This is a genomic window from Stenotrophomonas sp. YJH_SMC_135 (assembly GCF_059372355.1).
Genome location: NZ_JCAFVN010000001.1, coordinates 866,991 through 890,879, shown reverse-complemented (window position 1 = coordinate 890,879; position 23,889 = coordinate 866,991). Strand labels below are relative to the sequence as shown.

At 65.8% G+C, this 23,889-nt stretch carries 23 protein-coding genes and 1 tRNA gene; 8 read left to right on the top strand and 16 right to left on the bottom strand.

From position 1 onward, the window contains the following. Positions 1–68: 68 nt before the first annotated feature. Both pyrG and AC5P98_RS04565 read right to left on the bottom strand, forming a co-directional pair. A complete protein-coding gene (gene pyrG, locus AC5P98_RS04570) occupies positions 69–1,733 on the bottom strand; it encodes a CTP synthase (protein WP_014646697.1) in 1,665 nt (554 codons plus the stop codon). Between the two features lie 400 nt (positions 1,734–2,133). Further along, the gene (locus AC5P98_RS04565) at positions 2,134–2,367 is read right to left on the bottom strand and encodes a hypothetical protein (protein WP_014646695.1); all 234 of its coding nucleotides are present in this window, start codon (positions 2,365–2,367) and stop codon (positions 2,134–2,136) included. Positions 2,368–2,538: 171 nt separating this feature from the next. Between AC5P98_RS04565 and parE the strand changes: the two genes are divergently transcribed. The 3 genes from parE (at position 2,539) to AC5P98_RS04550 (ending at position 6,792) form a co-directional block, all read left to right on the top strand. Then, positions 2,539–4,428, top strand: a complete 1,890-nt coding sequence (gene parE, locus AC5P98_RS04560; protein ID WP_049405804.1) for a DNA topoisomerase IV subunit B — start codon at positions 2,539–2,541, stop codon at positions 4,426–4,428. A gap of 178 nt (positions 4,429–4,606) precedes the next feature. Beyond that, on the top strand, positions 4,607–5,185 hold the full coding sequence (locus AC5P98_RS04555; RefSeq protein WP_041864133.1) for a GNAT family N-acetyltransferase: 579 nt from the start codon (positions 4,607–4,609) through the stop codon (positions 5,183–5,185). A 110-nt stretch (positions 5,186–5,295) separates the two neighbouring features. Beyond that, complete coding sequence (locus AC5P98_RS04550; protein ID WP_049405803.1) at positions 5,296–6,792, top strand: S10 family peptidase; 1,497 nt, start codon at positions 5,296–5,298, stop codon at positions 6,790–6,792. 265 nt (positions 6,793–7,057) lie between these two features. Here the strand turns inward: AC5P98_RS04550 and AC5P98_RS04545 are convergent, their stop codons facing one another. Together AC5P98_RS04545 and AC5P98_RS04540 are read right to left on the bottom strand one after the other, a co-directional pair. Beyond that, positions 7,058–8,179, bottom strand: coding sequence for an inorganic phosphate transporter (locus AC5P98_RS04545; protein ID WP_014646691.1), 1,122 nt, complete (start codon positions 8,177–8,179; stop codon positions 7,058–7,060). A 13-nt stretch (positions 8,180–8,192) separates the two neighbouring features. Continuing rightward, complete coding sequence (locus AC5P98_RS04540) at positions 8,193–8,819, bottom strand: DUF47 domain-containing protein (RefSeq protein ID WP_004152833.1); 627 nt, start codon at positions 8,817–8,819, stop codon at positions 8,193–8,195. Positions 8,820–9,111: 292 nt separating this feature from the next. Between AC5P98_RS04540 and AC5P98_RS04535 the strand changes: the two genes are divergently transcribed. Both AC5P98_RS04535 and AC5P98_RS04530 read left to right on the top strand, forming a co-directional pair. Then, positions 9,112–10,416 (top strand): hemolysin family protein, encoded by a 1,305-nt coding sequence (locus AC5P98_RS04535; protein ID WP_032959200.1) that lies wholly within the window; start codon positions 9,112–9,114, stop codon positions 10,414–10,416. Then, a complete protein-coding gene (locus tag AC5P98_RS04530; RefSeq protein WP_049405800.1) occupies positions 10,400–11,059 on the top strand; it encodes an exopolysaccharide biosynthesis protein in 660 nt (219 codons plus the stop codon). Before AC5P98_RS04535 ends, AC5P98_RS04530 begins: the two co-directional genes overlap by 17 nt. Before the next feature lie 92 nt (positions 11,060–11,151). Here the strand turns inward: AC5P98_RS04530 and AC5P98_RS04525 are convergent, their stop codons facing one another. The 4 genes from AC5P98_RS04525 to AC5P98_RS04510 form a co-directional block, all read right to left on the bottom strand. Further along, complete coding sequence (locus AC5P98_RS04525; protein WP_014646688.1) at positions 11,152–11,649, bottom strand: pyridoxamine 5'-phosphate oxidase family protein; 498 nt, start codon at positions 11,647–11,649, stop codon at positions 11,152–11,154. Positions 11,650–11,716: 67 nt separating this feature from the next. Next, on the bottom strand, positions 11,717–12,712 hold the full coding sequence (locus AC5P98_RS04520) for an LLM class flavin-dependent oxidoreductase (protein WP_014646687.1): 996 nt from the start codon (positions 12,710–12,712) through the stop codon (positions 11,717–11,719). Positions 12,713–12,933: 221 nt separating this feature from the next. Further along, the gene (locus AC5P98_RS04515) at positions 12,934–13,701 is read right to left on the bottom strand and encodes a sulfurtransferase (RefSeq protein WP_049405797.1); all 768 of its coding nucleotides are present in this window, start codon (positions 13,699–13,701) and stop codon (positions 12,934–12,936) included. A 314-nt stretch (positions 13,702–14,015) separates the two neighbouring features. Then, complete coding sequence (locus AC5P98_RS04510; RefSeq protein ID WP_032959288.1) at positions 14,016–14,381, bottom strand: DUF6164 family protein; 366 nt, start codon at positions 14,379–14,381, stop codon at positions 14,016–14,018. 70 nt (positions 14,382–14,451) lie between these two features. Between AC5P98_RS04510 and AC5P98_RS04505 the strand changes: the two genes are divergently transcribed. Next, positions 14,452–14,886: an FKBP-type peptidyl-prolyl cis-trans isomerase gene (locus AC5P98_RS04505; protein ID WP_014646684.1), complete on the top strand. Its 435-nt coding sequence runs from the start codon at positions 14,452–14,454 to the stop codon at positions 14,884–14,886. After that, complete coding sequence (locus tag AC5P98_RS04500; RefSeq protein WP_049404328.1) at positions 14,873–16,120, top strand: TIGR03862 family flavoprotein; 1,248 nt, start codon at positions 14,873–14,875, stop codon at positions 16,118–16,120. The genes AC5P98_RS04505 and AC5P98_RS04500 overlap by 14 nt, the downstream gene beginning before the upstream one ends. A 92-nt stretch (positions 16,121–16,212) precedes the next feature. Here AC5P98_RS04500 and AC5P98_RS04495 read toward each other — a convergent pair whose 3' ends face one another. The 4 genes from AC5P98_RS04495 to AC5P98_RS04480 form a co-directional block, all read right to left on the bottom strand. Beyond that, the gene (locus AC5P98_RS04495; protein WP_032959291.1) at positions 16,213–16,674 is read right to left on the bottom strand and encodes a GNAT family N-acetyltransferase; all 462 of its coding nucleotides are present in this window, start codon (positions 16,672–16,674) and stop codon (positions 16,213–16,215) included. 105 nt (positions 16,675–16,779) lie between these two features. Beyond that, the gene (locus AC5P98_RS04490) at positions 16,780–18,402 is read right to left on the bottom strand and encodes an FMN-binding glutamate synthase family protein (RefSeq protein ID WP_049404326.1); all 1,623 of its coding nucleotides are present in this window, start codon (positions 18,400–18,402) and stop codon (positions 16,780–16,782) included. 55 nt (positions 18,403–18,457) lie between these two features. Then, positions 18,458–19,744 carry a nucleotide sugar dehydrogenase gene (locus AC5P98_RS04485; RefSeq protein WP_080354471.1) on the bottom strand — a complete coding sequence of 429 codons (1,287 nt, stop codon included), beginning with the start codon at positions 19,742–19,744 and terminating at the stop codon, positions 18,458–18,460. Between the two features lie 134 nt (positions 19,745–19,878). After that, the gene (locus AC5P98_RS04480) at positions 19,879–20,313 is read right to left on the bottom strand and encodes a BLUF domain-containing protein (protein ID WP_014646679.1); all 435 of its coding nucleotides are present in this window, start codon (positions 20,311–20,313) and stop codon (positions 19,879–19,881) included. A 131-nt stretch (positions 20,314–20,444) separates the two neighbouring features. Here AC5P98_RS04480 and AC5P98_RS04475 point away from each other — a divergent pair. Further along, positions 20,445–20,531: transfer RNA gene (locus AC5P98_RS04475), tRNA-Leu, on the top strand. 62 nt (positions 20,532–20,593) lie between these two features. On the opposite strand, the gene AC5P98_RS04470 is transcribed toward AC5P98_RS04475, so the two are convergent. The 4 genes from AC5P98_RS04470 to AC5P98_RS04455 all read right to left on the bottom strand — a co-directional run bounded on the left by AC5P98_RS04470 (position 20,594) and on the right by AC5P98_RS04455 (position 23,404). Next, positions 20,594–20,791, bottom strand: coding sequence for a hypothetical protein (locus AC5P98_RS04470; RefSeq protein ID WP_141098727.1), 198 nt, complete (start codon positions 20,789–20,791; stop codon positions 20,594–20,596). 143 nt (positions 20,792–20,934) lie between these two features. Further along, positions 20,935–21,270 carry a tail fiber assembly protein gene (locus AC5P98_RS04465; protein ID WP_495229893.1) on the bottom strand — a complete coding sequence of 112 codons (336 nt, stop codon included), beginning with the start codon at positions 21,268–21,270 and terminating at the stop codon, positions 20,935–20,937. 2 nt (positions 21,271–21,272) lie between these two features. Next, positions 21,273–22,613: a hypothetical protein gene (locus AC5P98_RS04460; protein ID WP_495229892.1), complete on the bottom strand. Its 1,341-nt coding sequence runs from the start codon at positions 22,611–22,613 to the stop codon at positions 21,273–21,275. Next, on the bottom strand, positions 22,613–23,404 hold the full coding sequence (locus AC5P98_RS04455) for a hypothetical protein (protein ID WP_495229891.1): 792 nt from the start codon (positions 23,402–23,404) through the stop codon (positions 22,613–22,615). The genes AC5P98_RS04460 and AC5P98_RS04455 overlap by 1 nt, the downstream gene beginning before the upstream one ends. Positions 23,405–23,889 lie beyond the last annotated feature (485 nt).

The window sequence follows — 23,889 nt, the reverse complement described above, 5'->3', positions numbered from 1 at the left end:
GCACCGGCCGGGCCGGTGCGCTGGGGGTTGAAGCATGCAGGATGGGGGCCGAAGCCCCCATTCACAAGTCAGGCGCGCGCTTCGGAAAGCAGCTTGCCGCCGGCCTTGCGCTCGCGCGCGGCACGGATGAAACCGATGAACAGCGGGTGGCCGTCACGCGGCGTGGACAGGAATTCCGGGTGCGCCTGGCAGGCCAGGAACCACGGATGCGCGTCGCGCGGCAGTTCGACCACTTCCACCAGGGTGTCGTCCATCGACTTGCCGGCGATCACCAGGCCGGCATCTTCCAGCTGGGTGCGGTAACGGTTGTTGAACTCGTAGCGGTGGCGGTGGCGCTCGGCGACGACGTCCTTGCCGTACAGCTCACGGGCCAGCGTGCCCGGCTTCAGGCGCTGTTCCTGCAGGCCCAGGCGCATGGTGCCGCCGAGGTCGCTCTTGTCGTCACGCTTCTCGACATCGCCGGTGGCGGTGCGCCATTCGGTGATCAGGCCGATCACCGGGTTCGGCGACTGGCGGTCGTTCTCGGTGCTGTTGGCGCCTTCCAGGCCGACCACGTTGCGCGCGTAATCGACGACGGCCGCCTGCATGCCGTAGCAGATGCCGAAGTACGGCACGTGCTGCTCGCGGGCGAACTTCGAGGTCAGCACCTTGCCTTCGAAACCACGGTCACCGAAGCCACCCGGCACCAGGATGCCGTCGACATCGGCCAGCGCGGCCATGTCGGTGCCTTCCAGATCCTGTGCTTCCAGCCACTTCAGGTTGACCTTGGTGCGCTGGCGCAGGCCGCCGTGCTTCAGTGCTTCGCCGACCGACTTGTAGGCATCCTGGTGATCCACGTACTTGCCGACCACGGCGATGGTCACTTCATCCAGCGGATGCAGGGTCGCATCGACTGCGTCCTCCCACATCGACAGATCGACCGGACCGGCCTTGTCGGCCAGCTTCAGCTGGTTGACCACGATCTCGTCCAGGCCCTGCGCGTGCAGGCCCGACGGAATGCGATACAGCACGTCCACGTCCGGCACGCTGATCACTGCGCGCTCGGAGACGTTGGTGAACTGGGCGATCTTGCGGCGCTCCGAATCCGGCACGGCCTGCTCGGAACGGCACAGCAGCACGTCCGGCTGGATGCCGATCGAACGCAGTTCCTTCACCGAATGCTGGGTCGGCTTGGTCTTCAGCTCACCGGCGGCGCCGATGTACGGCACCAGGGTGAGGTGCATGAACAGCGCCTTCTCCGGGCCACGCTCGGTGCGCACCTGGCGGATCGCTTCCAGGAACGGCAGCGACTCGATGTCGCCGACGGTGCCACCGATCTCGACCAGCGCCACGTCGTAGCCTTCGGTGGCTTCGTCGATGCAGCGGCGGATCTCGTCGGTGATGTGCGGAATGACCTGCACGGTCGCGCCCAGGTAGTCGCCGCGGCGCTCCTTGCGGATCACGTTCTCGTAGATGCGGCCGGTGGTGACCGAGTTCTTGCGGCTCAGGCGGGTGCGCACGAAGCGCTCGTAGTGGCCCAGGTCGAGGTCGGTCTCGGCGCCGTCGTCGGTGACATACACCTCACCGTGCTGGAACGGGCTCATGGTGCCCGGGTCGACGTTGATGTACGGGTCGAGCTTCATCATCGTGACCTTCAGGCCACGGGCTTCGAGAATGGCGGCCAGCGACGCGGCGGCAATGCCTTTGCCGAGCGAGGACACCACGCCGCCGGTTACGAAAATCAAGGGAGTCATGGCTGCAAGCATCCTGTCTGGAAATGGAAAACGGCAACACCACGCGCACCCGGAGGGCGGGCATGGTGCTCGGAGGGGGTTTTCCGGTTCGCTGGGACAGCGAGGGAGGTGCGGATCCGTGCGGCGGCAGGCGCCGGACGGGGACCATCGTGCGAGGTCGGGGCGGCCGTGCCGGTCAAATCGACCGTCACCTGCGACCCGCCATGCTGGAAGCCACGCTTGGCCGCTCCAGCCCATTCGCAAAGGGTGGACACGCACTTACTCCCGGAAAGCCATAGTTTACAGATTGATGGCCGCCAACCCAAGGGGCAGACGCCACGTTCCTAAAAAGAAACGCCCCGCTGAGCGGGGCGTTCCGTTGCGCACCCCTTGTCGCAAGGGCGCTTGGCAGGTTGCGGGATCAGCGCTTCTTGCGCGCTTCTTCCTCTTCTTCCTTCTGCGGGGCCGGCTGGCCCTGCGCCTTCATTTCGGCATTGGCCTGGGCACGACGCTTGGCCTTGGCATCGGCCTCGGCCTGCGCCTTGTCGGCCTGGTCACCCTGCTGCGGGGCCGGCTGGCCCGCGTTCTGCGCCACCACCAGCGGCACTGCAACGGCGGCAGCGGCCAGGATTGCAACGGTCAGCAACTTCTTCATGAGGTCCTCCTCGCGGTATGGCTTGGATGTTTCGACCCGATGGGGCCGCCGGCGTTCAGATTCCAGCGGCTGCCATTTTACCCCCTCCCCGGCGCCGAGGCTGAACCGCAGGCGTGCAAAATCGCCGTCCAGACCGCACACTTGCGCGTCGCTCCGCGCTTTAGAAGATAGATGAACGCCCGCTATAACGCCGCCGATATTGAAGTCCTGTCCGGCCTTGACCCGGTCAAGCGCCGTCCCGGCATGTATACCGACACCGCACGCCCGAACCACCTGGCGCAGGAAGTGATCGACAACTCGGTGGACGAGGCCCTCGCCGGCCATGCCCGCTCGATCGAGATCACCCTGTACAAGGACGGCAGCGTGGAGGTCAGCGATGACGGCCGCGGCATGCCGGTGGACATCCATCCGGAAGAGAAGATCCCGGGCGTCGAACTGATCCTCACCCGCCTGCATGCAGGCGGCAAGTTCAGCAACAACAACTACACCTTCTCCGGCGGCCTGCATGGCGTCGGCGTCAGCGTGGTCAACGCGCTGTCGACCCTGGTGGAGGTGCACATCAAGCGCGAAGGTGCCGAACACCGCATCACCTTCCGCAATGGCGACCGCGCCACGCCGCTGGAGGTGGTCGGCACCGTCGGCAAGAAGAACACCGGTACCCGCGTGCGCTTCTGGCCGGACCCGAAGTACTTCGACACGCCCAAGTTCGCAGTGCGCGCGTTGAAGCACCTGCTGCGCGCCAAGGCCGTGCTGTGCCCGGGCCTGACCGTCAAGCTGACCGACGAAGCCACCGGTGAAGTCGATACCTGGTACTACGAAGACGGCCTGCGCGACTACCTGAAGCTGGAACTGGGCGAGCGCGAATCGCTGCCGGCCGACCTGTTCGTCGGCAGCCTCAAGAAGGACACCGAGGTGGTGGACTGGGCCGTGGCCTGGCTGCCGGAAGGTGAGCTGGTCCAGGAAAGCTATGTCAACCTGATTCCGACCGCCCAGCATGGCACCCATGTCAACGGCCTGCGTACCGGCCTGACCGAGGCGCTGCGCGAGTTCTGCGACTTCCGCAACCTGCTGCCACGCGGCGTCAAGCTGGCCCCGGAAGACGTGTGGGACCGGGTGTCGTTCGTGCTGTCGCTGAAGATGACCGACCCGCAGTTCAGCGGCCAGACCAAGGAACGCCTGTCCTCGCGCCAGGCCGCCGGCTTTGTAGAGGGCGCCGCGCACGATGCGTTCAGCCTGTTGCTGAACCAGAACGTGGAGCTGGGCGAGAAGATCGCGCAGATCGCCATCGAGCGCGCCAGTGCGCGCCTGAAGACCGAGAAGCTGGTCGTCCGCAAGAAGGTCACGCAGGGCCCGGCCCTGCCCGGCAAGCTGGCCGACTGCATCAGCCAGGACCTGTCGCGCACCGAGCTGTTCCTGGTGGAAGGTGACTCGGCAGGCGGCAGCGCCAAGCAGGCGCGCGACAAGGATTTCCAGGCGATCCTGCCGCTGCGCGGCAAGATCCTCAACACCTGGGAAGTGTCGTCCAACAGCGTGCTGGCCTCCGAAGAAGTGCACAACCTGGCCGTGGCCATCGGCTGCGACCCCGGCAAGGACGACATCACCGGCCTGCGCTACGGCAAGGTGGTGATCCTGGCCGACGCGGACTCCGACGGCCTGCATATCGCCACCCTGCTGACCGCGCTGTTCCTCAGGCATTTCCCGGCGCTGGTCGATGCCGGCCACGTGTTCGTGGCAATGCCGCCGCTGTTCCGCATCGACGTGGGCAAGCAGGTGTTCTACGCCCTGGATGAGGAAGAGAAGCGTTCGATGCTGGACAAGATCGAGCGCGAGAAGATCAAGGGCGCAGTCAACGTCACCCGCTTCAAGGGCCTGGGCGAGATGAACCCGAACCAGCTGCGCGAGTCGACCATCCATCCGGATACGCGCCGCCTGGTGCAACTGACCGTGGACGATGGCGAGCAGACCCGTTCGCTGATGGACATGCTGCTGGCCAAGAAGCGCGCGTCCGACCGCAAGGGCTGGCTGGAGTCGAAGGGCGATCTGGCTTCGCTGGAAGTCTGATCCGGAGCGGGGTCGGATCCCTTTCCGCAGGAAAGGGCTCTGACCCGGTTGGCGGCAGTGGGGTCAGAGCCGTTTCCTGTCAGGAAACGGATCCGACCCCATGCGCTCCGACCCCATCCGCCCCCATCGGCAAACCCGGCAGCGCCATAATGCGCGTCCACCCGTGTGGACCATCGTATTGGCCAGCCACTCGCTGCTGTTCCCCGGCCTGCCGCTGCACAGTGCACGGCTGGTCCTGAGCCCGATCCGTCGTGACGACGCCGCCGCGCTGTTCACGCTGCAGTCCAACCCGGATGTCATGCGATGGTGGAACCATCCAGCCTGGACGCGACTGGCCGAAGCGCGCGAGCAGATCGACGATGACCTCGCCGCCCATGCCATCGGCACCCAGCTGAAGCTGGCCGTGCGCGAGTCGCTGGAAGGTCCGCTGCTGGGCATCTGCGTGGTATTCGCGGTGGACCGCGATGCGGCGCGCGCCGAGATCGGCTACCTGCTGGCACCCGATCGCCAGGGCCAGGGCTATATGCACGAGGCCCTGCAACAGGTACTCGCCTACCTGTTCCGCACCCTGCACCTGCATCGGGTGGAAGCCGAGATCGACCCGCGCAATGCGCCGTCCGCGCACGTGTTGGAACGCCTGGGCTTCCACCGCGAGGGGGTGCTGCGCCAGCGCTGGCGCATCCAGGGGCAGCTGGCCGACTCGGCCGTCTACGGCCTGCTGGCCGATGACGACGCCGCAGCCACCCTCCCCGCTTGACCCAATCTGGCCAGTAGCGGGCTCAACGCACGGCCATGCCTTTGGACACATACGGCATGGCCCGCCACCGGCCTAGCATCGGAACCCCCTTCCGCTGCCGAACCGGTGCCATGAAGTCCCTGCTGCACACTGCCGCGCTCTGCGTCGGCCTGCTCATCGCCCCTGCCAGCGTGCTGGCCGCGCCCGACGCCGAGGGCAAGCCCGACCCGAAAGACGACAAGACCGAAGCGCCTGCGCTGCCCGCCGACGCCTCGGCCGGCCAGAGCATGCGCCTGGCCGGCCGCACCCTGGACTACACCGCCACCGTCGGCACCCTGCCGGTACGCGATGCCAAGGGCAAGGTGATCGCCGATGTGGTGTTCACCGCCTACACGATGCCGGGCAAGGACCGGCCGGTGACCTTCGCGCTCAATGGCGGCCCCGGTGCGTCGTCGGTGTACCTCAACATGGGCGCGATCGGGCCCAAGGTGGTGACCTTCGGCTCCGAGGGTGACAGCGCATCGGCGCCGGCCACCCTGCACGACAACCCGGGCACCTGGCTGGACTTCACCGATCTGGTGTTCATCGATCCGGTCGGTACCGGCTTCAGCCGCGCGCGGATCGGCGACGATGAAGCCAAGAAAGCGCTCTACAACCCCAGTGCCGACGTCGAATACCTGTCGCGCTCGATCTACGACTGGCTGCTGCGCAACCAGCGCATGGCCTCGCGCAAGTACCTGACCGGCGAGAGCTACGGTGGCTACCGCGGCCCGCGCATCACCCACTTCCTGCAGACCCGGCTGGGCGTGGCGATGAACGGGCTGGTGCTGGTCTCGCCCTACCTGAGCCCGACCCTGGAAGACAACGCCGATGTCTCGCCGATGGCGTGGATGCAGACGCTGCCGTCGATCGCCGCGGCGCACCTGGAGCGCCAGGGCAAGCTGACCGATGCGGCGATGCGCGAGGTGGTGGAGTACACCCGTGGCGATTACGCCACCGCGTTGATGAAGGGCCGCAGCGATCCGCAGGCTACGGAAGCCATGCTGCGCCGGGTCACCGCGCTGACCGGACTGGACCCGCAGTTCGTGCGCCGCGCTGGCGGGCGCCTGGAGACCCAGGCCTACCTGCGTGAAGTGTTCCGCGACAAGGGCACGCTGGGCAGCCGCTACGACTCCAACGTGACCGCGTTCGATCCGTTCCCGAATGATCCGGAGCAGCGCGCCAACGATCCACTGCTGGACAGCATCATCGCGCCGACCACCACGGCGATGGTCGACTTCGTGACGCGCGTGGTTGGCTGGAAAGTAGATGCGCGCTACCAGGCGCTGAACTACGACGTGAACCGGCTGTGGGACCGCAATGGCGAACTGCGCCAGGGTGCGGTGACCCAGCTGCGCCAGGCGGTGGCGATCGACCCGCATCTGCAGGTGCTGATCGTGCATGGCTGGAACGACCTGTCGTGCCCGTTCATGGGCTCGATCCTGACCGTGGACCAGATGCCGACGATGGGCAGCAATCCGGACCGGGTGCAGGTGCGCAGTTATCCGGGCGGGCACATGTTCTACAGCCGGGCGGACAGCCAGGCGGCGTTCCGCAAGGATGTACAGGCGTTGTTCCAGCGTAATTGAAGGGGTTTGGCCGGGCCTGCGGCCCGGCACCCGCTGACAGCGACGGCAACGGCAACTGCAAAAGCTGGCTTCCTGAGGGCTGTTGGTGGGTGCCGACCGTTGGTCGGCACGGGGGCGGATCCCGTTGCTTGGCAACGGGCTCTGACCCTGGTTCTGCTCTGGTAGGTGTCGACCTTGGTCGACACGGTGGGTGCGGAAAATTCTTGCCCATGAAAAAGCCCGCCTGATACGGCGGGCTTTTTCGTTTGCAACCTTGGCGTGGCGATCAGGTCCAGCCGAACAGCTCGAACAGCTTCAGGATCAGGTACGCGCAGCCGCCTGCCGCCGGGATGGTCAGGATCCAGGCCCAGACGATGCGCTCGATCACGCCGAACTTCAGCGAGCGCGGGTTCTTGGCGAAGCCGACGCCCATGATCGCGGTGGAGATGCTGTGCGTGGTCGAGACCGGCATGCCGAAGTGGGCCGCCAGGGTCAGGATGGTGGCCGAGCTGGTCTCCGCGGCGAAGCCGTGGATCGGGTGCAGCTTGACCATCTTGTGGCCCAGGGTCTTGATGATCTTCCAGCCGCCCGAAGCGGTACCGGCCGCCATCACCACCGCGCAGGTCAGCACGATCCACATCGCGATGCCGTCACCGGCATGCGCGTCCGGGTGCATGAAGGCCAGCCAGGACGGCAGGTCGTTCAATGCGCCGGTGGCTTCGGCACCGATCAGGGTCATGGCGATGATGCCCATGGTCTTCTGCGCGTCGTTGTGGCCGTGGGCGAAGCCCATGTAGGCCGCCGAGGCGATCTGCGCCTTGCCGAAGAAGGCGTTGACGATGCGCGGACGGGCCAGGCGGCCGATGGCACCACCGATCTTGGCCAGGCCGGCGATCAGCGCCCACAGCAGCACCATCACCACGATGCCGAGCAGGAAACCGGCGATCGGCGAGGTGATCATCGGCACGAACACCTTCCACAGCAGGCCCTTGTTCTGCGCCCAGCTGCCCAGGCGCTCGGACCAGATCAGCGCGTCCCAGTTGTTGTGGGCAGCGGCCAGGCCGGCGCCGCAGAGGCCACCGATCAGGGCGTGCGAGGACGAGGACGGCAGGCCCTTCCACCAGGTGATCAGGTTCCAGATGATGCCGCCCAGCAGGGCGCACAGGATCACCTGCGGGGTGACCTCGACCACGTTGGTGTTGAGCAGGCCCGAGGCGATGGTCAGCGCCACCGCGGTACCGGTCAGTGCACCGATGAGGTTCATGAAGGCGGCCAGCATCACCGCCCAGCCGGGCGAGAGCACCTTGGTCGCCACCACGGTGGCAATGGAGTTGGCAGTGTCGTGGAAGCCGTTGATGAACTCGAAGACGAGCGCGGCCAGGATCACCACCAGGACAAGGGTCAACATGCGGCGGCGTCCGTCAGCTGTTCTTCAACACGATCTGGTACGCCACCACGCCAGCCTCGCGGCAGCGGTCGATGGCCTTTTCCAGGATCTCGAAGAACTCCTTCAGCAGGAACATCTGCAGGTTGTCCAGGCGGCCCGAATAGATGTCGCGGTACAGCTCGAGCATCAGGCGGTCGGCCTCGTTCTCCAGCGAGCGCAGCTTCTCGTTGAGCGCGGTCATCCGGTCCAGGTTCATGTGGCGCAGATCGGCCACCATCTCCACCACCACGCCGGCGGCCTGTTCGAGCATCGCCGCGCGCGGCGCGAAGTCGATGTGCTCCAGGTGCGTCGTGGCCAGCGAATAGCGATCGGCGAACTTCTCGATCTGCTTGGGAATCTTGTACAGCGCCGAGCCCAGCGCTTCGATGTCTTCGCGCTCGATCGGGGTCATGAAGCTGTCCACCAGCGCCTGGCTGATCTTGTCCGAGGCCGCGCGTTCGCGCAGGCGGGCCAGCTTGAAGGCGTCCAGCGCGGGCTGGCGGTCGGCCTCGCGCAGCATGGAATGCAGCGCCTTGGCGGCGTCGGAAGCCGCGACGGCAGCCTCATCGAGCAGGGTGTAGAACTGTTTGCCGGAACCGAAAATGGTCTGCAGAGAGAACATTGAGAAACCTGTCAGCCGTCGCGGGAAGGACGGCACCAGACGGAATTATGACGGCTAGATGACCATCACGGGTATCCCCGCCCCCTTTCGAGGCCTTGGAACCCCCAACCTGAACAGGCGGTTGCCACCCTGCCATGCCCCTTTGCTAAGATGCCAGCGCGCCTTCGGGCGCACCTTATGGACGACGACCCTTATCCCCCTGCGCCGCGCCGGACCCCGTTCCTGAGCGCCTGCCGCCATCGCCAGCACCCGCCCTCCCTGCCACCAACCGGGGACGACGCCCGTGTTTGAAATGATCCTGATTGTCTTCGCGCTTGTTCTGCTGAACGGCTTCTTCGCCATGTCCGAGATGTCGGTCATGACCTCGCGCAAGAGCCGCCTGAAGCAGATGGCTGCCACCTCCAAGCGCGCGGCCAAGGCGCTGGAGCTGTCCGAGAAGCCGGAGAGCTTCCTGTCCACCGTGCAGATCGGCATCACCGTGATCGGCGTGCTGACCGGCTACCTCGGCGGTGAGGCGCTGGGCGAGGCCTTCGCCGGCTGGATCCAGGGGCTGATGCCGGGGTTTGCGTACGCGGGCAACATCGGTACCGCGCTGGCCGTCAGCCTGATCACCTTCATCACGCTGATCTTCGGCGAACTGGTGCCCAAGCGCCTGGCGCTGACCCGCTCGGAGGCCATTGCCGGCCTGGTCGCGATGCCGATGAGCTGGCTGGCCAAGCTGGCCCTGCCCTTCGTCTGGCTGCTGTCCAAGACCACCCAGCTGGTGCTGCGCCTGTTCGGCCTGGGCAAGGACGAAGTCGCCTCGGTGACTGAAGAAGAGATCCGCATGCTGGTGGCCGAGAGCCACGAAGCCGGTGTGATCGACGCCCACGAGCGTGACATGATGAACCGCGTCATGCGCCTGGGCGACCGCACCGCCGACAGCCTGATGACCCCGCGCAACCGCATTGCCTGGCTGGACACCCAGGCCGGGCTGGAGCGCAACCTGGAAATCATGGCCGAGCACGAGTTCTCGCGGTACCCGGTGTACCGCGACAACGACATGGACGTGGTCGGCGTACTTGAACTGAAATCGCTGGCCACGCGCATGGCACGTGGCGACAACGCGCTGTTCCAGACCCTGCGCGAACCGCTTTACGTGTCCGAATCGACCCACGCGATGAAGCTGCTGGAGATCTTCCGCGAGGAACAGCAGTCGATGGCGCTGGTGGTGGACGAGTACGGCGAGATCCAGGGCCTGGTGACCATCAGCGACCTGATGGGCGCCGTGGTCGGCCGCCTGCAGGCGGTGGAGAATGCCGATGAAGACGCGCTGGTGGTGACCCGCGAGGACGGTTCGCTGCTGGTGGATGGCTCGCTGCCGATCGAAGACCTGCGCGAACTGATCGGCAGCAACGAGCTGCCCGATGCCGAGGACGGCGATTACTACACCCTGGCCGGCATGTGCATCCACTACTTCGGCCGCATCCCGCACGCAGGCGAGTACTTCGACTGGGCCGGCTGGCGCTTCGAAGTGGTCGACCTGGACGGTGCGCGGGTGGACAAGCTGCTGCTGCGCACGCTGTCCGACGAGCAGGCCGATGAACTCACCGCCTGAGGCCGGCCAGGGTCCAGGCGCCGAGCGCCCGGCCTACCGCAACGAGGGCATCCGCACCCTGCTGGAGATGTTCGCTTCCGGCGACCCGGCCGAGCACATGCCGCTCGGCCAGATCCTGAGCAACCTGCAGCAGAGCGCGTTCGGCGTGTTCCTGTTCGTGGCGATCCTGCCCTCGTTCATCCCGATCCCGGGCATGGGTGGCGCGGTCAGCGGCCCGCTGGTGATCCTGATCGGCCTGCAGATGCTGTTCTGCCTGCGCCGGCCGTGGCTGCCCGGCTTCATTGCCCGCCGCGGACCCAAGCGCGGCACCATGCACCGTTTCCTGGACCGCATCGACCGCCCACTGCGGCGCCTGGACAGGATGCTGAGGCCACGCCTGCCGCAGCTGTTGACGCCCCTCCCCGCCCACGCCTTCAGCGGCCTGCTGCTGGTGCTGCTGGGCCTGCTGCTGTCGTTGCCGATTCCCTTCACCAATTTCCTGTTCGGCTTCCAGCTGCTGCTGTTCTCGCTGGCGCTGCTGGAACGCGATGGCGCGCTGATGCTGTTCAACTGGATCGCCGCGTTGGCGGCGATCGCGTTCTTCGGCTTCAGTTCGGGGCAGCTGGTGGGTTACACGGTGGACCTGTTCCAGCGCTGGTTCTGAGCCGGAACCCGGTATAGCCGGCCGCTGGCCGGTTGCCACGTTTCCAGGTCTGCCGGCCAGCGCCCGGCACTACCAATACCGGACATCGATCCTCACCGAAGATCGATGAAGCCATTGTCGGCCAACTGCGCCGGCTCGTCCTGCACCGCCGACAGCACGAAATTCAACGCCTTGCCCAGCAGCGTACCCGGACCATCCCAATACTCGGCCGAGTCGGCCCGCACGTGGATCAGGCGCAGGTTCGGGTCGTCCTTGCCGCCCGGGAAAAACAGTTTCATCGCCGGCGACCACAGTTCCTCGATCTTCGCGCGGTCGTCAACGATGCGCGCGCGCCCTGCCACCGATACGTAGGTGTTCTTCGACGGCGAGGCATAGGCCACGTTGACGTGCGGATCAAGCGCGATCTCGGCAACCTTCGGGCTGTCGGCGGTGATGACGAACCACAGGTCACCGTCGAAGGTGACCTGCTGGGTGGCCAGCGGCCGGCTGTAGAGTCGTCCGTCGACGCCGGTGGTGGTGAACATCGCCACCTCCACGTCCTTGATCAGTTCTGCCAGCTGGGCGATGTGTTCAGCGCGGGTATCCGCCATGGGAGGCTCCAATGGGAAGAGCCACCATCAGACCCGTCGCGGCTGCAACGGGCCGTGACGCCATTGTTCAGCCCGCGTGGCGGGCATGCCAGGCCTGCATCGCCAGTTCGAACGAACGCAGGCGCGCACGGTGGTCATGCAGGTTGGCGGTGAGCATCAGCTCGTCCGGCGAGTGACGCTCAACGAACGCGGCGATGCCATCGGCCACCTGCTGCGGATCACCGAGCACGGTGCAGGCCAGGGCCCGCTCCACGCCGAGCTTTTCGTGCGGCTCCCAGAAGGCTTCGATGTCGTCGATCGGCGCCGGAATCTTGCCCGGCCGGCCGCGGCGCAGGTTGACGAAACTCTGCTGCTGGCTGGTGAACAGGCGGCGCGATTCGGCCTCGCTGTCACTGGCGACGACATTCAGGGCCAGCATCGCGTGCGGCTGCTTCAACGTGGCCGAGGGGCGGAACTCGCGGCGGTACACCGCCAGCGCCTCGTCCATGGCGTCGGGCGCAAAGTGCGAGGCAAACGCATAGGGCAGGCCCATCGCGGCGGCCATGCGCGCGCCGAACAGGCTGGACCCCAGGATCCAGGTCGGCACCCGCAGGCCACCGCCCGGAACCGCCTGCACCGCCTGCCCGGGCTGTACCGGCTCGAAGTAGTGCAGCAGTTCGCGCACGTCCTGCGGGAACTGGTCGGCGCTGTCGAAGTAGCGGCGCAGTGCACGCGCGGTGGGCTGATCGGTGCCCGGCGCACGGCCGAGGCCGAGATCGATGCGGTCCGGATACAGCGAAGCCAGCGTGCCGAACTGCTCGGCCACCTGCAGCGGGGCATGGTTGGGCAGCATGATGCCGCCGGCACCGACGCGGATGCGCCGGGTGCCGCCCGCGACGTGGCCGATCAGCACGGCCGTGGCCGCGCTGGCGATGCCGGGCATGTTGTGGTGTTCGGCCAGCCAGTAGCGGCGGTAGCCCAGCGCATCGGCGTGCTGGGCCAGTTCCAGCATGTTGGCGAAGGCGGCGGTGGTGTCACTGCCCTCGCAGACCGGGGCCAGGTCAAGGATCGACAACGGGATCATCAGCGGTTTTCCGTCTCAGGATCTCCCCTGCATGGGGTCGGCCAGGCGCAGCGGCCAGTGACGGTGGCGGGATGCTGATTCCCGCGGAGCCGGTTCAGCGCTGACCCGGCCGATCCGGGGTGCCCTGATCCGCGGCGCCAAGCGCGATTGGTAGTGCCGGCCGCTGGCCGGCAGGAAAAGTGCCCTGGCAGCCGGCCAGCGGCCGGCTCTACCGAAGCGTGTCAGAACGCGCTGGGGCGCGGCTCCGGCAGCGGCTGGTCGACCATCGGCTTCAGTTCGGCATCCAGCGCCACGCGCTCGTCGAACACGAAACAGCGGCCTTCATAACCTTCGCCGCCCACCTCCTCGAAGTAGCCGAGGATGCCGCCATCGAGCTGCAGCACGTTGTCCATGCCATCGTTGGCCATCCACAGTGCGGCCTTCTCGCAGCGGATGCCGCCGGTGCAGAAACTGACCACGGTGCTGTCCTTCAGCGCCTCGCGATGCGGCGCCAGCGCCTCGGGCAGGTCGGTGAACTTGTGGATGGGCAGCACCAGCGCATCCTTGAAGGTGCCGTACTCCACTTCCTGCAGGTTGCGGGTATCGAGCATCACCACCGGCTTGCCGGCGTCATCGTGGCCCTGCCGCAGCCAGCGCTGCACGGTGGCCGGATCGACCGCCGGTGCACGCGGATAGTCCAGCGGCTGGCCGTCATCGCGGCGGAAGCTGATGATCTCGTCCTTCACCTTGGCCTTCAGCCGCGCGAACGGCTGGTGCTCGCTCAGGCTGGTCTTGACCCGCATCCCGGCAAAACGCGCATCGGCATGCAGCGCGGCGTAGAAATCCTCGACCGCCTCCGGCGCGCCGGCCAGGAACAGGTTCAGTCCCTCGCCCGCCACCAGGATCGTGCCCCGCAACCCGGCCGCCTGGGCACGCGCCAGCAGCTGGTCGCACAGGGCCTGGGGGGCGTCGATGACGGCGAAATGGTAGGCAGCGGTGTTGGCGATCATCCTGCCATTTTAGCGCCTCCCGCCCGCACAGACAGATTCAGGGGTCAGAGCCCTCTGCGCAGCAGAGGGCTCCGACCCCAAGCCCGGCAGACACCCGGAATCTGTCAGAGGCGGGGCGGTGTGGGCAGGCGGGACCGTTGGCGCCATGGATGGCGCCATCGAGCCCCCAGGGATGGGTTTACGGCGTGTCCCGCCTGCCGACACCGCCCTGCCCGCCACGGATTGCCTGCCGTTGCTGTTGCTGTTGCTGTTGCTGTTGCCGGCCAGCGGCCGGCACTACCGCGGGTGCCGGGTGCAACCCGGCCAGAAGCCCCTTACCCCCGCAACAGCATGAACGGCAGCAGCACCAGCGCCGCCGCAGCGGCCATGCCCAGCAGCACCAGCACCACGAACACCGGCCGCCGCCGGAACAGGCTGCCAAAGGTCTCCGCCGTGCCATCCCGCAACGCCTGCTCACGCTCGGCCCGCACGCGCACACCGCGCGCCGCCTGATACCCGGCCATCAGCGCCTTCGCGCGCGGATGATCGGCGTCCTCGCGCAGCCACAGGCCACCGTTGGAAATGCCCCAGGGGCTGGGTTCGGTGCGGTACCAGGCGATGCCGTGCTGGTCGAGCAGCGTGCAGACATCGGCATATTCGTCGTCGCCGACATTGCGCAGATTGAGCAGGAGTTTTGCCATGCCGCCATGATACCCGGCGCCGATGCGCTACCCTTGCCGCCCTCGCCCTGCGCCCTTCTGGAGACGCCCGATGCGCCGCCTGCTGCTTCCCCTGCTGCTGTCCCTCGCCGCCGCTGGCTGCTCGAGCGAGCCCTCCGGTCCGCCGCCGGGCGGCACCCTGACCACCTTCGAGCGCATCGATACCGTCGCTGGCACCGGCACCGAAGCCGTTCCCGGCAGCAAGGTCACCGTGCACTACACCGGCTGGATCTACGACAACCGCACCGAAACCAAGCACGGCAAGACCTTCGACAGCTCCTTCAAGCACGGCCAGCCGTTCACCTTCGCGCTCGGCGCCGGCCAGGTCATCCGCGGCTGGGATGAGGGCGTGGCCGGCATGAAGGTCGGCGGCAAGCGCACGCTGATGATCCCGCCGGATTACGGCTACGGCGACCGCCGGGTCGGGCCGATTCCGGCCGGTTCGTCGCTGGTGTTCGATGTCGAGCTGCTCGATGTCAAGCCGTAATACCGCATTGCCCCATCGGGTCGCCGTCATCGGCGGTGGCCCGGCCGGCCTGTTCGCCGCCGAGCGCCTGCGCGCCGCGGGGCTGGACGTGGACCTGTACGAGGCCAAGGGCTCACCCGGCCGCAAGTTCCTGATCGCCGGCAAGGGCGGTCTCAACCTCACCCATTCCGATCCGCGGCCGCTGTTCGACAGCCGCTACCGCGAGCAATCCACGGCCGTGGGTCGCTGGCTGGATGGCTTCGACGCGCAGGCGCTGCGCGACTGGGCTGCCGGCTTTGGCGTGGAGACCTATGTCGGCAGCTCCGGCCGCGTGTTCCCGGTCGACCGCAAGGCTGCGCCGCTGCTGCGCGGCTGGGTGCGCCGACTGAAGGAACAGGGCGTGCGCCTGCATGCCAACCACCGCTGGATCGGCTGGGGCAACGACGGCGCGCTGCGCTTCGCCACCGAAGCCGGCGAGATCGATGTCCACGCCGATGCCAGCGTGTTGGCGATGGGTGGCGGCAGCTGGCCGCAGCTGGGCAGTGATGGCGCCTGGGTCGCCCCCTTGCAGGCACGAGGCGTGGACATTGCGCCGCTGCAATCGGCCAACTGCGGCTTCGACATCGACTGGACGCCGTTCTTCGCCCAGCGCAATGCAGGCGCACCGTTGAAGCCGGTGGTCGCGCACTGGCTCGACCTGGCCGGACAACCGCAGTCGCTGCAGGGCGAATGCGTAGCCAGCGAGTACGGCATCGAAGGCAGCCTGATCTACGCGCTGGCCGCAGACCTGCGCGAGACCATCAACCGTGATGGCCATGCCATGCTGTGGCTGGACCTGGTGCCGGGACGCGATGAAGCACGCCTGCTGGCCGATCTTTCGCGGCCGCGCAAGGGTCGCAGTTTTGGTGAGCATCTGCGCCGCCAGGCCGGACTGGATGCGGTGAAGGCCACCCTGGTGTTCGAGATCCTTGGCAAGGATGCGGGCCACGACCTGCCTGCCGTGGCTACCACGCTCAAGCGCCTGCCGTTGCGCCTTCTGCGTCCACGGCCGATGGCCGAGGTGATCAGCACTGCCGGCGGCGTGCGCCTGGATGCGCTGGATGATGGCCTGATGCTGCGGGCAGTACCCGGCGCGTTCTGTGCCGGCGAGATGCTGGACTGGGAGGCCCCCACGGGGGGCTACCTGCTGACGGCGTGCTATGCCAGTGGCCTGCGCGCCGCCGAGGGCGTGATCGGGTGGCTGGCTGGGCGGTGACGCCCGCATTGTGGAGTCTAGCCATCCTCGACTGCCTTTGATTCAGACGATGAAGCAGTCGAGCATGGCTCGACTCTCCAATCCCCGGGCGCTCACCACGGCCTGCGCATGCTCACCGAAGCCAGCGCCACGCCGCTGGGATGCGGGTAGGCTTCCTCCCGCACGGCAATGAATCCCTGCCGTTGGTAGAACGGCACGGCGTTTAGCGAGGCTGACAGCACCACCTCGCGCTCACGATCGGCCATCGCCAGCAGACGCTGCATCAGCGCCTGGCCGATGCCCGTGCCGCCACGATCCGGATCGACGAACAGCGCATCGACTTCATTGGCGTCGGTATCAAACACGCCGAACCCGAGCAGGACACCCTGCCCGTCCTCGGCCACCACGCAGCCTCCCTGCCCCAGCAGCCGTGCGTACTGCGACGGCGGCGGCGAAGCAGACCACGGATCGATCACCTCCGCCGGATAATGGCTGCTGCACGTCTCGCGAACGCAACGCGTGCGCAGTGCCCACAGCATGGCGACATCGTCGATGGTGCCGGTCCTGAACCGCATGACATCCCCCTGTAGGGCCAAGCCCATGCTCGGCTCGGCTGTTCTTCGTTCCAATATTGCGATGAGAGAAGCAGCCGAGCATGGGCTCGGCTCTACAGCAACACATTATCGCGACTTGCTGGCGCGCAGCGCCTGGATCTTCGGCGGCGGCTGGAACGAATCGCTGCGTGCATCGGCCCAGAATGCATGGAACACCGCATGATCCGGCACCTTGTGCAGCAGCTCGCCCGGTTCCAGGTAGCGGTACAGCGACGCCAGCGAGCGGATCTCGACAGGCGAAACACGACGCAGGATGTGCTCCGGCCCCAGTTCGGCCGGATCGTTCAGGCCGGCCGCACACAACAGCTCCTTCAGGGCGTGCAGCGTGTGCTCGTGGTAGCTGTACACGCGGGTGGCCTTGTCCGGTGCATCCAGGTGCTTCCAGCGCGCCCGGTCCTGGGTGGCGATGCCGGTCGGGCACTTGTCGGTATGGCAGCTCAACGACTGGATGCAGCCCAGCGCGAACATGAAGCCACGGCCGGCATTGCACCAGTCGGCACCCAGCGCGATGGTGCGCGCGATGTCGAAGGCGCTGGTGATCTTGCCCGCCGCGCCGATGCGGATCCGCTCGCGAAGGTCCAGGCCGACCAGCGTGTTGTGCACCAGCAGCAGTGCTTCGTGCATCGGCACGCCGACATGGTCGACGAACTCCGCCGGTGCTGCGCCAGTACCGCCTTCGGCACCGTCGACCACGATGAAGTCCGGCAGCAGGCCGGTTTCCTGCATCGCCTTGGCAATGCCGAACCACTCCCACGGGTGGCCGATGGCCAGCTTGAAACCGACCGGCTTGCCGCCGGACAGTTCGCGCAGACGGGCGACGAACTGCAGCAGTTCGACCGGCGTCGAGAACGCCGAGTGACGCGACGGCGATACGCAGTCCACGCCCATCGGCACGCCACGGGTGACCGAGATCTCGGCGGTCACCTTTGGCGCCGGCAGCACGCCGCCATGACCGGGCTTGGCGCCCTGCGACAGCTTGATCTCGATCATCTTGACCTGATCATGGGTGGCGTTGGCGACGAAGCGCTCTTCACTGAAACCGCCCTTTTCGTCACGGCAACCGAAGTAGCCCGAGCCGATCTCCCACACCAGATCGCCGCCCATCTCGCGGTGGTATGGCGAAATCGAACCTTCACCGGTGTCGTGGTAGAAGCCACCACGCCGCGCGCCTTCGTTCAGTGCGCGGATCGCGTTGGCCGACAGCGAGCCAAAGCTCATCGCCGAAATATTGAACACGCTCGCCGAATATGGCTTGGCACAACTGGCGCCGATCAGCACGCGGAAATCGTGCTTGGCGATGGCGGTCGGCGCCAGCGAGTGGTTGATCCACTCGTAATCCACCGCGTAGGTGCTGCGCAGGGTGCCGAACGGCACCGTGTCCATCTCGTTCTTGGCCCGCTGGTAGATCAGTGCACGCTGCTGGCGCGAGAACGGCACGTCCTCCAGGTCGCTCTGCACGAAGTACTGGCGGATTTCCGGACCGATCGATTCCAGGCCGTAGCGGAAGTGCGCCATCACCGGATAGTTGCGGCGCAGCGTGCTGCGCTTCTGCAGCAGGTCCCAGGTCCCCAGTGCCACCATCGCGGCGGTCAGGCCGACGCCCCAGTACCAGGCCGGCCAGATCGTGGCCAACCACAGGCAGATGGGGAACATCAGGATGGCGAGCAGGTAGACGATATACCGGTGCATGGCGTTCCTTGGTTGCAACTGCCTGCGAGTCTACCGTGCTGCCCGCCGCCCGGGTTTACAGGCGATCGTCAACCACGTTGCGTGGCCAGGCCGATTTGACGTCGTAGACCAGGCCGCCCGGCGCCAGCAGCGACCGGATACCCGCCTCGTCCATCGCCTTGAAGCGGGCATGGGCGACCGCCAGCACCACCGCGTCATAGGTCCCTGCCACGGGTTCGGCCAGCCACTGCACGCCCTCATCGGCCAATGCCGCCGGGCCGACCCAGGGATCACTGACCTCGACCTGAGCGCCGGCATCACGCAGGCGCTGCGCCAGCTCCAGCGCGCGGCTGTTGCGCAGGTCCGGGCAATCCTCCTTGAAGGTCACACCGAGCACCAGGATGCGCGACTGCACTGGTTCGCGGCCGCGTTCGGCCAGCATCGCCAGCACCCGCGACGCCACATGCTCACCGACGCGGTTGTTGACCTGCCGCGCCGTGTGGATCAGGTCCGGGTGGTAGCCCACGCTCTCGGACTTGTGCAGCAGGTAATACGGGTCCACGCCGATGCAATGGCCGCCGACCAGGCCCGGCCGGAATGGCAGGAAGTTCCACTTGCTGCCGGCGGCATCGAGCACATCCTGGGTATCGATGCCCAGCCTGTCGAAGATCAGCGCCAACTCATTGACCAGCGCGATGTTCACATCGCGCTGGATGTTCTCGACCACCTTGGCCGCCTCGGCCACGCGCATCGATGGCGCGGGGAACGTGCCGGCGGCAATGATGCGCTGGTACAGGCCATCGATCACCGCAGCCACTTCCGCTGTCGACCCCGAGGTGATCTTGCGGATGTCGGCCAGGCGCCGCTGGCGGTCACCGGGACTGACCCGCTCCGGGCTGTAGCCGCAGTAGAAGTCTTCGTTGAAGCGCAGGCCCGAGCCTTCTTCCAGCAGCGGCACGCAGACTTCTTCAGTGGTGCCGGGGTACACCGTGGATTCGTAGATCACCAGGTCACCCGCGCGCAGGTGGCTGGCGATCAGCCGCGTCGCCGAACGCAACGGCTCCAGATCGGGCTGCTCATAGGCATCGATCGGCGTCGGCACGGTGACGATGTAGACGTTGCATGCATCAAGCAAGGCCGGATCGCTGCCGTACTGCAGCTGCCGAGCACTGGCCAGCTCGTCGGCCTCCACCTCCAGCGTATGGTCCTGGCCATCGCGCAGCTCGGCGATGCGATCGGCATCGATGTCGAAGCCCAGCGTCGGCCAGTGCCGACCGAAGGCCACCGCCAACGGCAGGCCGACGTAGCCCAGGCCGATCACCGCAAAACGCGGGGTCTCCGCTGCCGCAAGGGACGCGCTCACTGGCATGTCCCGCGCAACGGCATGCATGCCGCCATGGATTCGGCCGACCTGCTCATTCGCTGCACCACTCCGTGTAATTCCACGCCAGAAAGGCGACAGCGTAACGGCCCGGGCGCCTGCCCGCCAAGATGGGATCAGGAGCCCAGTGCGACCGCGGCCGGTTCCAGTTCGCCATCGGCGCCGGTCCAGGCCTGCCGCAGGCGCTCGAAGCCACCGCTGCCAAGCAGGAAGCCCGGCCACGCCGATTCAACGATCTGTGCCAGCAGCTCCGCATCAATGCGCCGGGTTCCCATCGACCAGCGCGGAAACGCCCGCTGCGCCACCGGCGCGCGGCACAGCACCTTCAGCTGGCCGTGGCTGCGCGCATTGACGATGCGCTGGTACACCGAATCGATACCGTCCTCCGGGCCTTCCAGGTACTGCAGGAAACGGCTGCCATCGAACATCAGCACACCGGTGACACCGGCTACACGGTTGAATGCCGTGGCATCGGCCAGCAGGCGGTCAAGATCGGTTGTCTGCAGATCGGCGCGGGCCTCACTGGCATAGGCAATCGCGTGCAGCGACATCGTGCGGCTCCCCCCCTGGGAACGATGGTTGGGACTATGACATGAATGGGAGCGACAGTTAAACACGCTGCCGCCCCACGGCAATCCGGCTGCGATTCTGCAGCTGGGCTACAATCGGCGCCGCGCTGCAGGCCCGGATGGCGAAACTGGTAGACGCATCGGACTTAAAATCCGCCGGGGGCAACCCCATGCCGGTTCGATTCCGGCTCCGGGCACCAAGGCTTTCGGGCCTATTACGCCACCCCTCCCCAAACACGGCTGTGCAGTTTTTGTGCAGTAGTCACTCGGCGTTCTTGATCTTGCCCGCCTCCATCTCCGCCACGATAGCTGCGACTTCATGTCGCAGCCTGTCCTGATGCCGGATCACCCACAGAACCATCCCATCCCTACCCGTCCACTGGTTCTGGCAGGGCCGGATGATGTACTGCCGGTAGTCCTTGTGGTAGTCCAGCCATGCCTGCCACTGCAGGTTGTCCACCCGCTGCTGGATCCGGGCAACGCACACCAGCCCCAGGCAGATCGTGTCAGGGGCTGGGGCGTACTTGGACGTTTTCCGCCACGTGAAGTCTGGGGGTAGTTCCATGCCGGAGAGGATACGCCTCCCCGTCTCAGGGGTTGCGATCAGGTGTAGACGGCGCCTTCGCCAGTACCTGCGGCACCTTCCTTGATCGTCGGAAGCGTCGGCCAAGGCACGTCCGGGAAGCCAGGAACCGAAGGCAGATCACGGAGCGCCTGCCGGTAGGTCTGATACGCCGCCCTCTCCAGCGCGGTCAGTGGCGCGTCGGGCATCTGGGTCCAGTCGGTGCCGCGCAATGCCATGTCACGGCGGCGGCGTATCTTTCCCGTCTCCAGCGCCTCTTCCAAAGGTGGCGGGATAGCCATTGCGAATTCTTCGCCGGCCTCCAGCTCGTCAAAGGAAGAGATCGTCCTGTAACTACCTCCTTTTATGGCGTACATAGCTATCTCTCAAAGTAGTATCCAAGGCAGTCCACGTATAGGCCGCCAGTAGGTGTCACAATGTAGTTGTAATTGAAGGAGTTTGATGCATCGAGTGGAACTGGGATAGCAGCGAAGCTATTGGGGTTCGAGGTGTATGCGAATGCATCGCTATTTATCAGCGCTGCCACTGCGGCGTCGATATTGGTTATGCCGAAATTAGCGATACTACTGGTTGTCGGCACAATAGAAGCTACGGAAACAGTTGCAGCCGTTGTTTGCTGGCCATTTGCAAGGACACGGAAAGGTGCATTCTCCAGCGTAACCATGTATGTGATTTGCGCACCTACATGCATGAACATGTAAACATCGCCAAGTGAATCAGTTAGAACAGTTCCTAGATAACGACAGCTGCTGTCCCCGGTTTTCGTCCTAGCCGTGCCGCTATATGCAGCAGATGGAGATGTCGAATCTACCTCCGTACTTCCATCGGCACGGAGATAGACATGGCCAAAAGCGTTCGTGCCTACAGACACCGAAGGCGCGGATGGCAGGGCGGAAACGATCCCCCCGACACTGGGTACATACGCATTCCCGCTGGAAACTGATACTTGCCCAGCCCCGGAATATGAAAGTTTGAAGCCATCGATATAGCCATCGGGGGTGCCCATTGCTGAGACAATCGGCCGACGCGGGTCGGTGTTGTCCACGGTCACGTTCGCCCCTGGGCGGACCTCCTGCACGGCGCTGTCGGCCTTTCCGAGTGATGCCAGGACTTCCGAAGCCAGCTCCAGCGTGGGCATACCGGCCGCCGCGTTCCCGTTGGCCACGTCGATCTGCTGAGCGGTGCCGGTGATCGTCGCGGCCTTGGTGCCAGTGACTCTGCCCTTCCCATCACGGGTGATAGCCAGCAATGCGCCTTCACCAGAGTCGGATACATTGGCGAGTCCGAACGTGGTTACGCCGTCCGTCCCTACAGTCTTCGTCAGCTCGCCAGTGCTTACCGTGATGGCGCCCGAAACCGGGAACCACCCCTTAGCGCCAGTCGGGCCGGTGCCGTAGTAGGTGGTATTGCCCGGACTGTCGGCATCACCCTGCAGCGTGATGATGACTACATGTCCGGGCTGCGGTACACCATTTACCGAAATGGACTGCTGCCCGAGGATCTGGAAGCTGGCGCCCTCGCCTTCTTCCAATGCCGCTACTCGGGCCGCAAGCGCTTCATACAGCGCGCGCAGGTCATCGCTGGATTGGACGGAGGCCAGCCGCAGGAAGTAGTTAGCCCACGCCTGCGTCACCCGGCCAGACTGGTCGACTACCGGCTGGTCAAAGCGAGGCTGCTCGCCTGGGAAGCGGTCGGCCATCAGCTGGCGACCTTCCCAATGGCGCGCCACGTGACGGGAATCGGCGATGTCAGGTTGTACTCGCTTCCCAGCTGAGGAATGTTCAGATCCCAATAGACGGTCAGCTGGGTGGTACTGGTGGTCCAACCCAGGCAGCCAATGAACCCTGCTGCGACAACACCGGAACCGCGTGCAATGCCCACCGACGCGGTCGGCGGTGTGACATATGCGGTTGGGAACGTGATGACTGAGGATGCCAACTTGGTGCCACTGGCGGGGATGCTTCCGGCCCCCCACTGTTCAAGGATGACCGAGCTCGTCCCGACGTACTTGACCGAGGTGTCCGTGACCACGATTGGCGAGACAGGCGCTGTCGGCTGGGCCTGGAGGACATAGCCACCGCCACTGGCGACAACCATCTTGCCATCCGAGCCAGTGGGATCCGGAAGCTGGATGATGTCTGCCCACAGAACTACCGAACCGTCATTGGTCAGGAACTTGCCCGCCTCCAGAGTTGGGAAGACGTTGTTCCCGACCGAGCCGTCATTGACATCCCGGGTCCAGATCACCGCACCCAGGCTATCGGTCAGCCGTACGGTGTAGGACCCGGACAGCCAAATGTTCACGTTGGCCCGGCCCGAGCTGTCCAGCGGCACCGGGTTGGTGTTCGGGATCGTCAGCGCCTGATCCGACCAGGTCATGCGGGGATTGGTTGTGCCTTGATCGTAGAACTGCAGGAAGCCACCGGCTACTGGCTGATTGCTCAGGGTGTCGAAATAGACCGGGTTCGGGTCGTAAAAGCGGCCGCTCATGGGATCTCCCAAAGAAAAAGCCCGCGATTGGCGGGCTTCGGGCATAAAAAAACCCGCTCAAGGCGGGGCTTCGGGTGTTCGGGTTGTTAGCCGCTGGCTAGGAGGCTGCCCACACGATCAGGGCAGCCCCAGAAAGGGCCACGGCTAGCATTGCCGTGAAGGCCAGGACGAGGCCCACACGATCAGCGCCTTTCGCCGTCATGTTTCCTTTAACTCCAACATGGGTTTTGGGTGTACGATTGCTCATAGTCCTCCGTGGTGCAGACACGTGTGGATCAATGAAGGGTCACCAGCTCGCAACTGGTGGCCCTTCGCCGTTTTGGGGTCGGTACGCTTAATCACGCTCACCGACAGGTAAATGCTAGCGGCACCGGCTTCCTTCCAGTGAGCACCAAAGCTGTGGATATCTCAGCGCAGCGCGCTTGACATTTGGGTGGTAGGATTCGAGCCAGATATCCACAGGCCCGGGCCATGAGTAAGGAAAA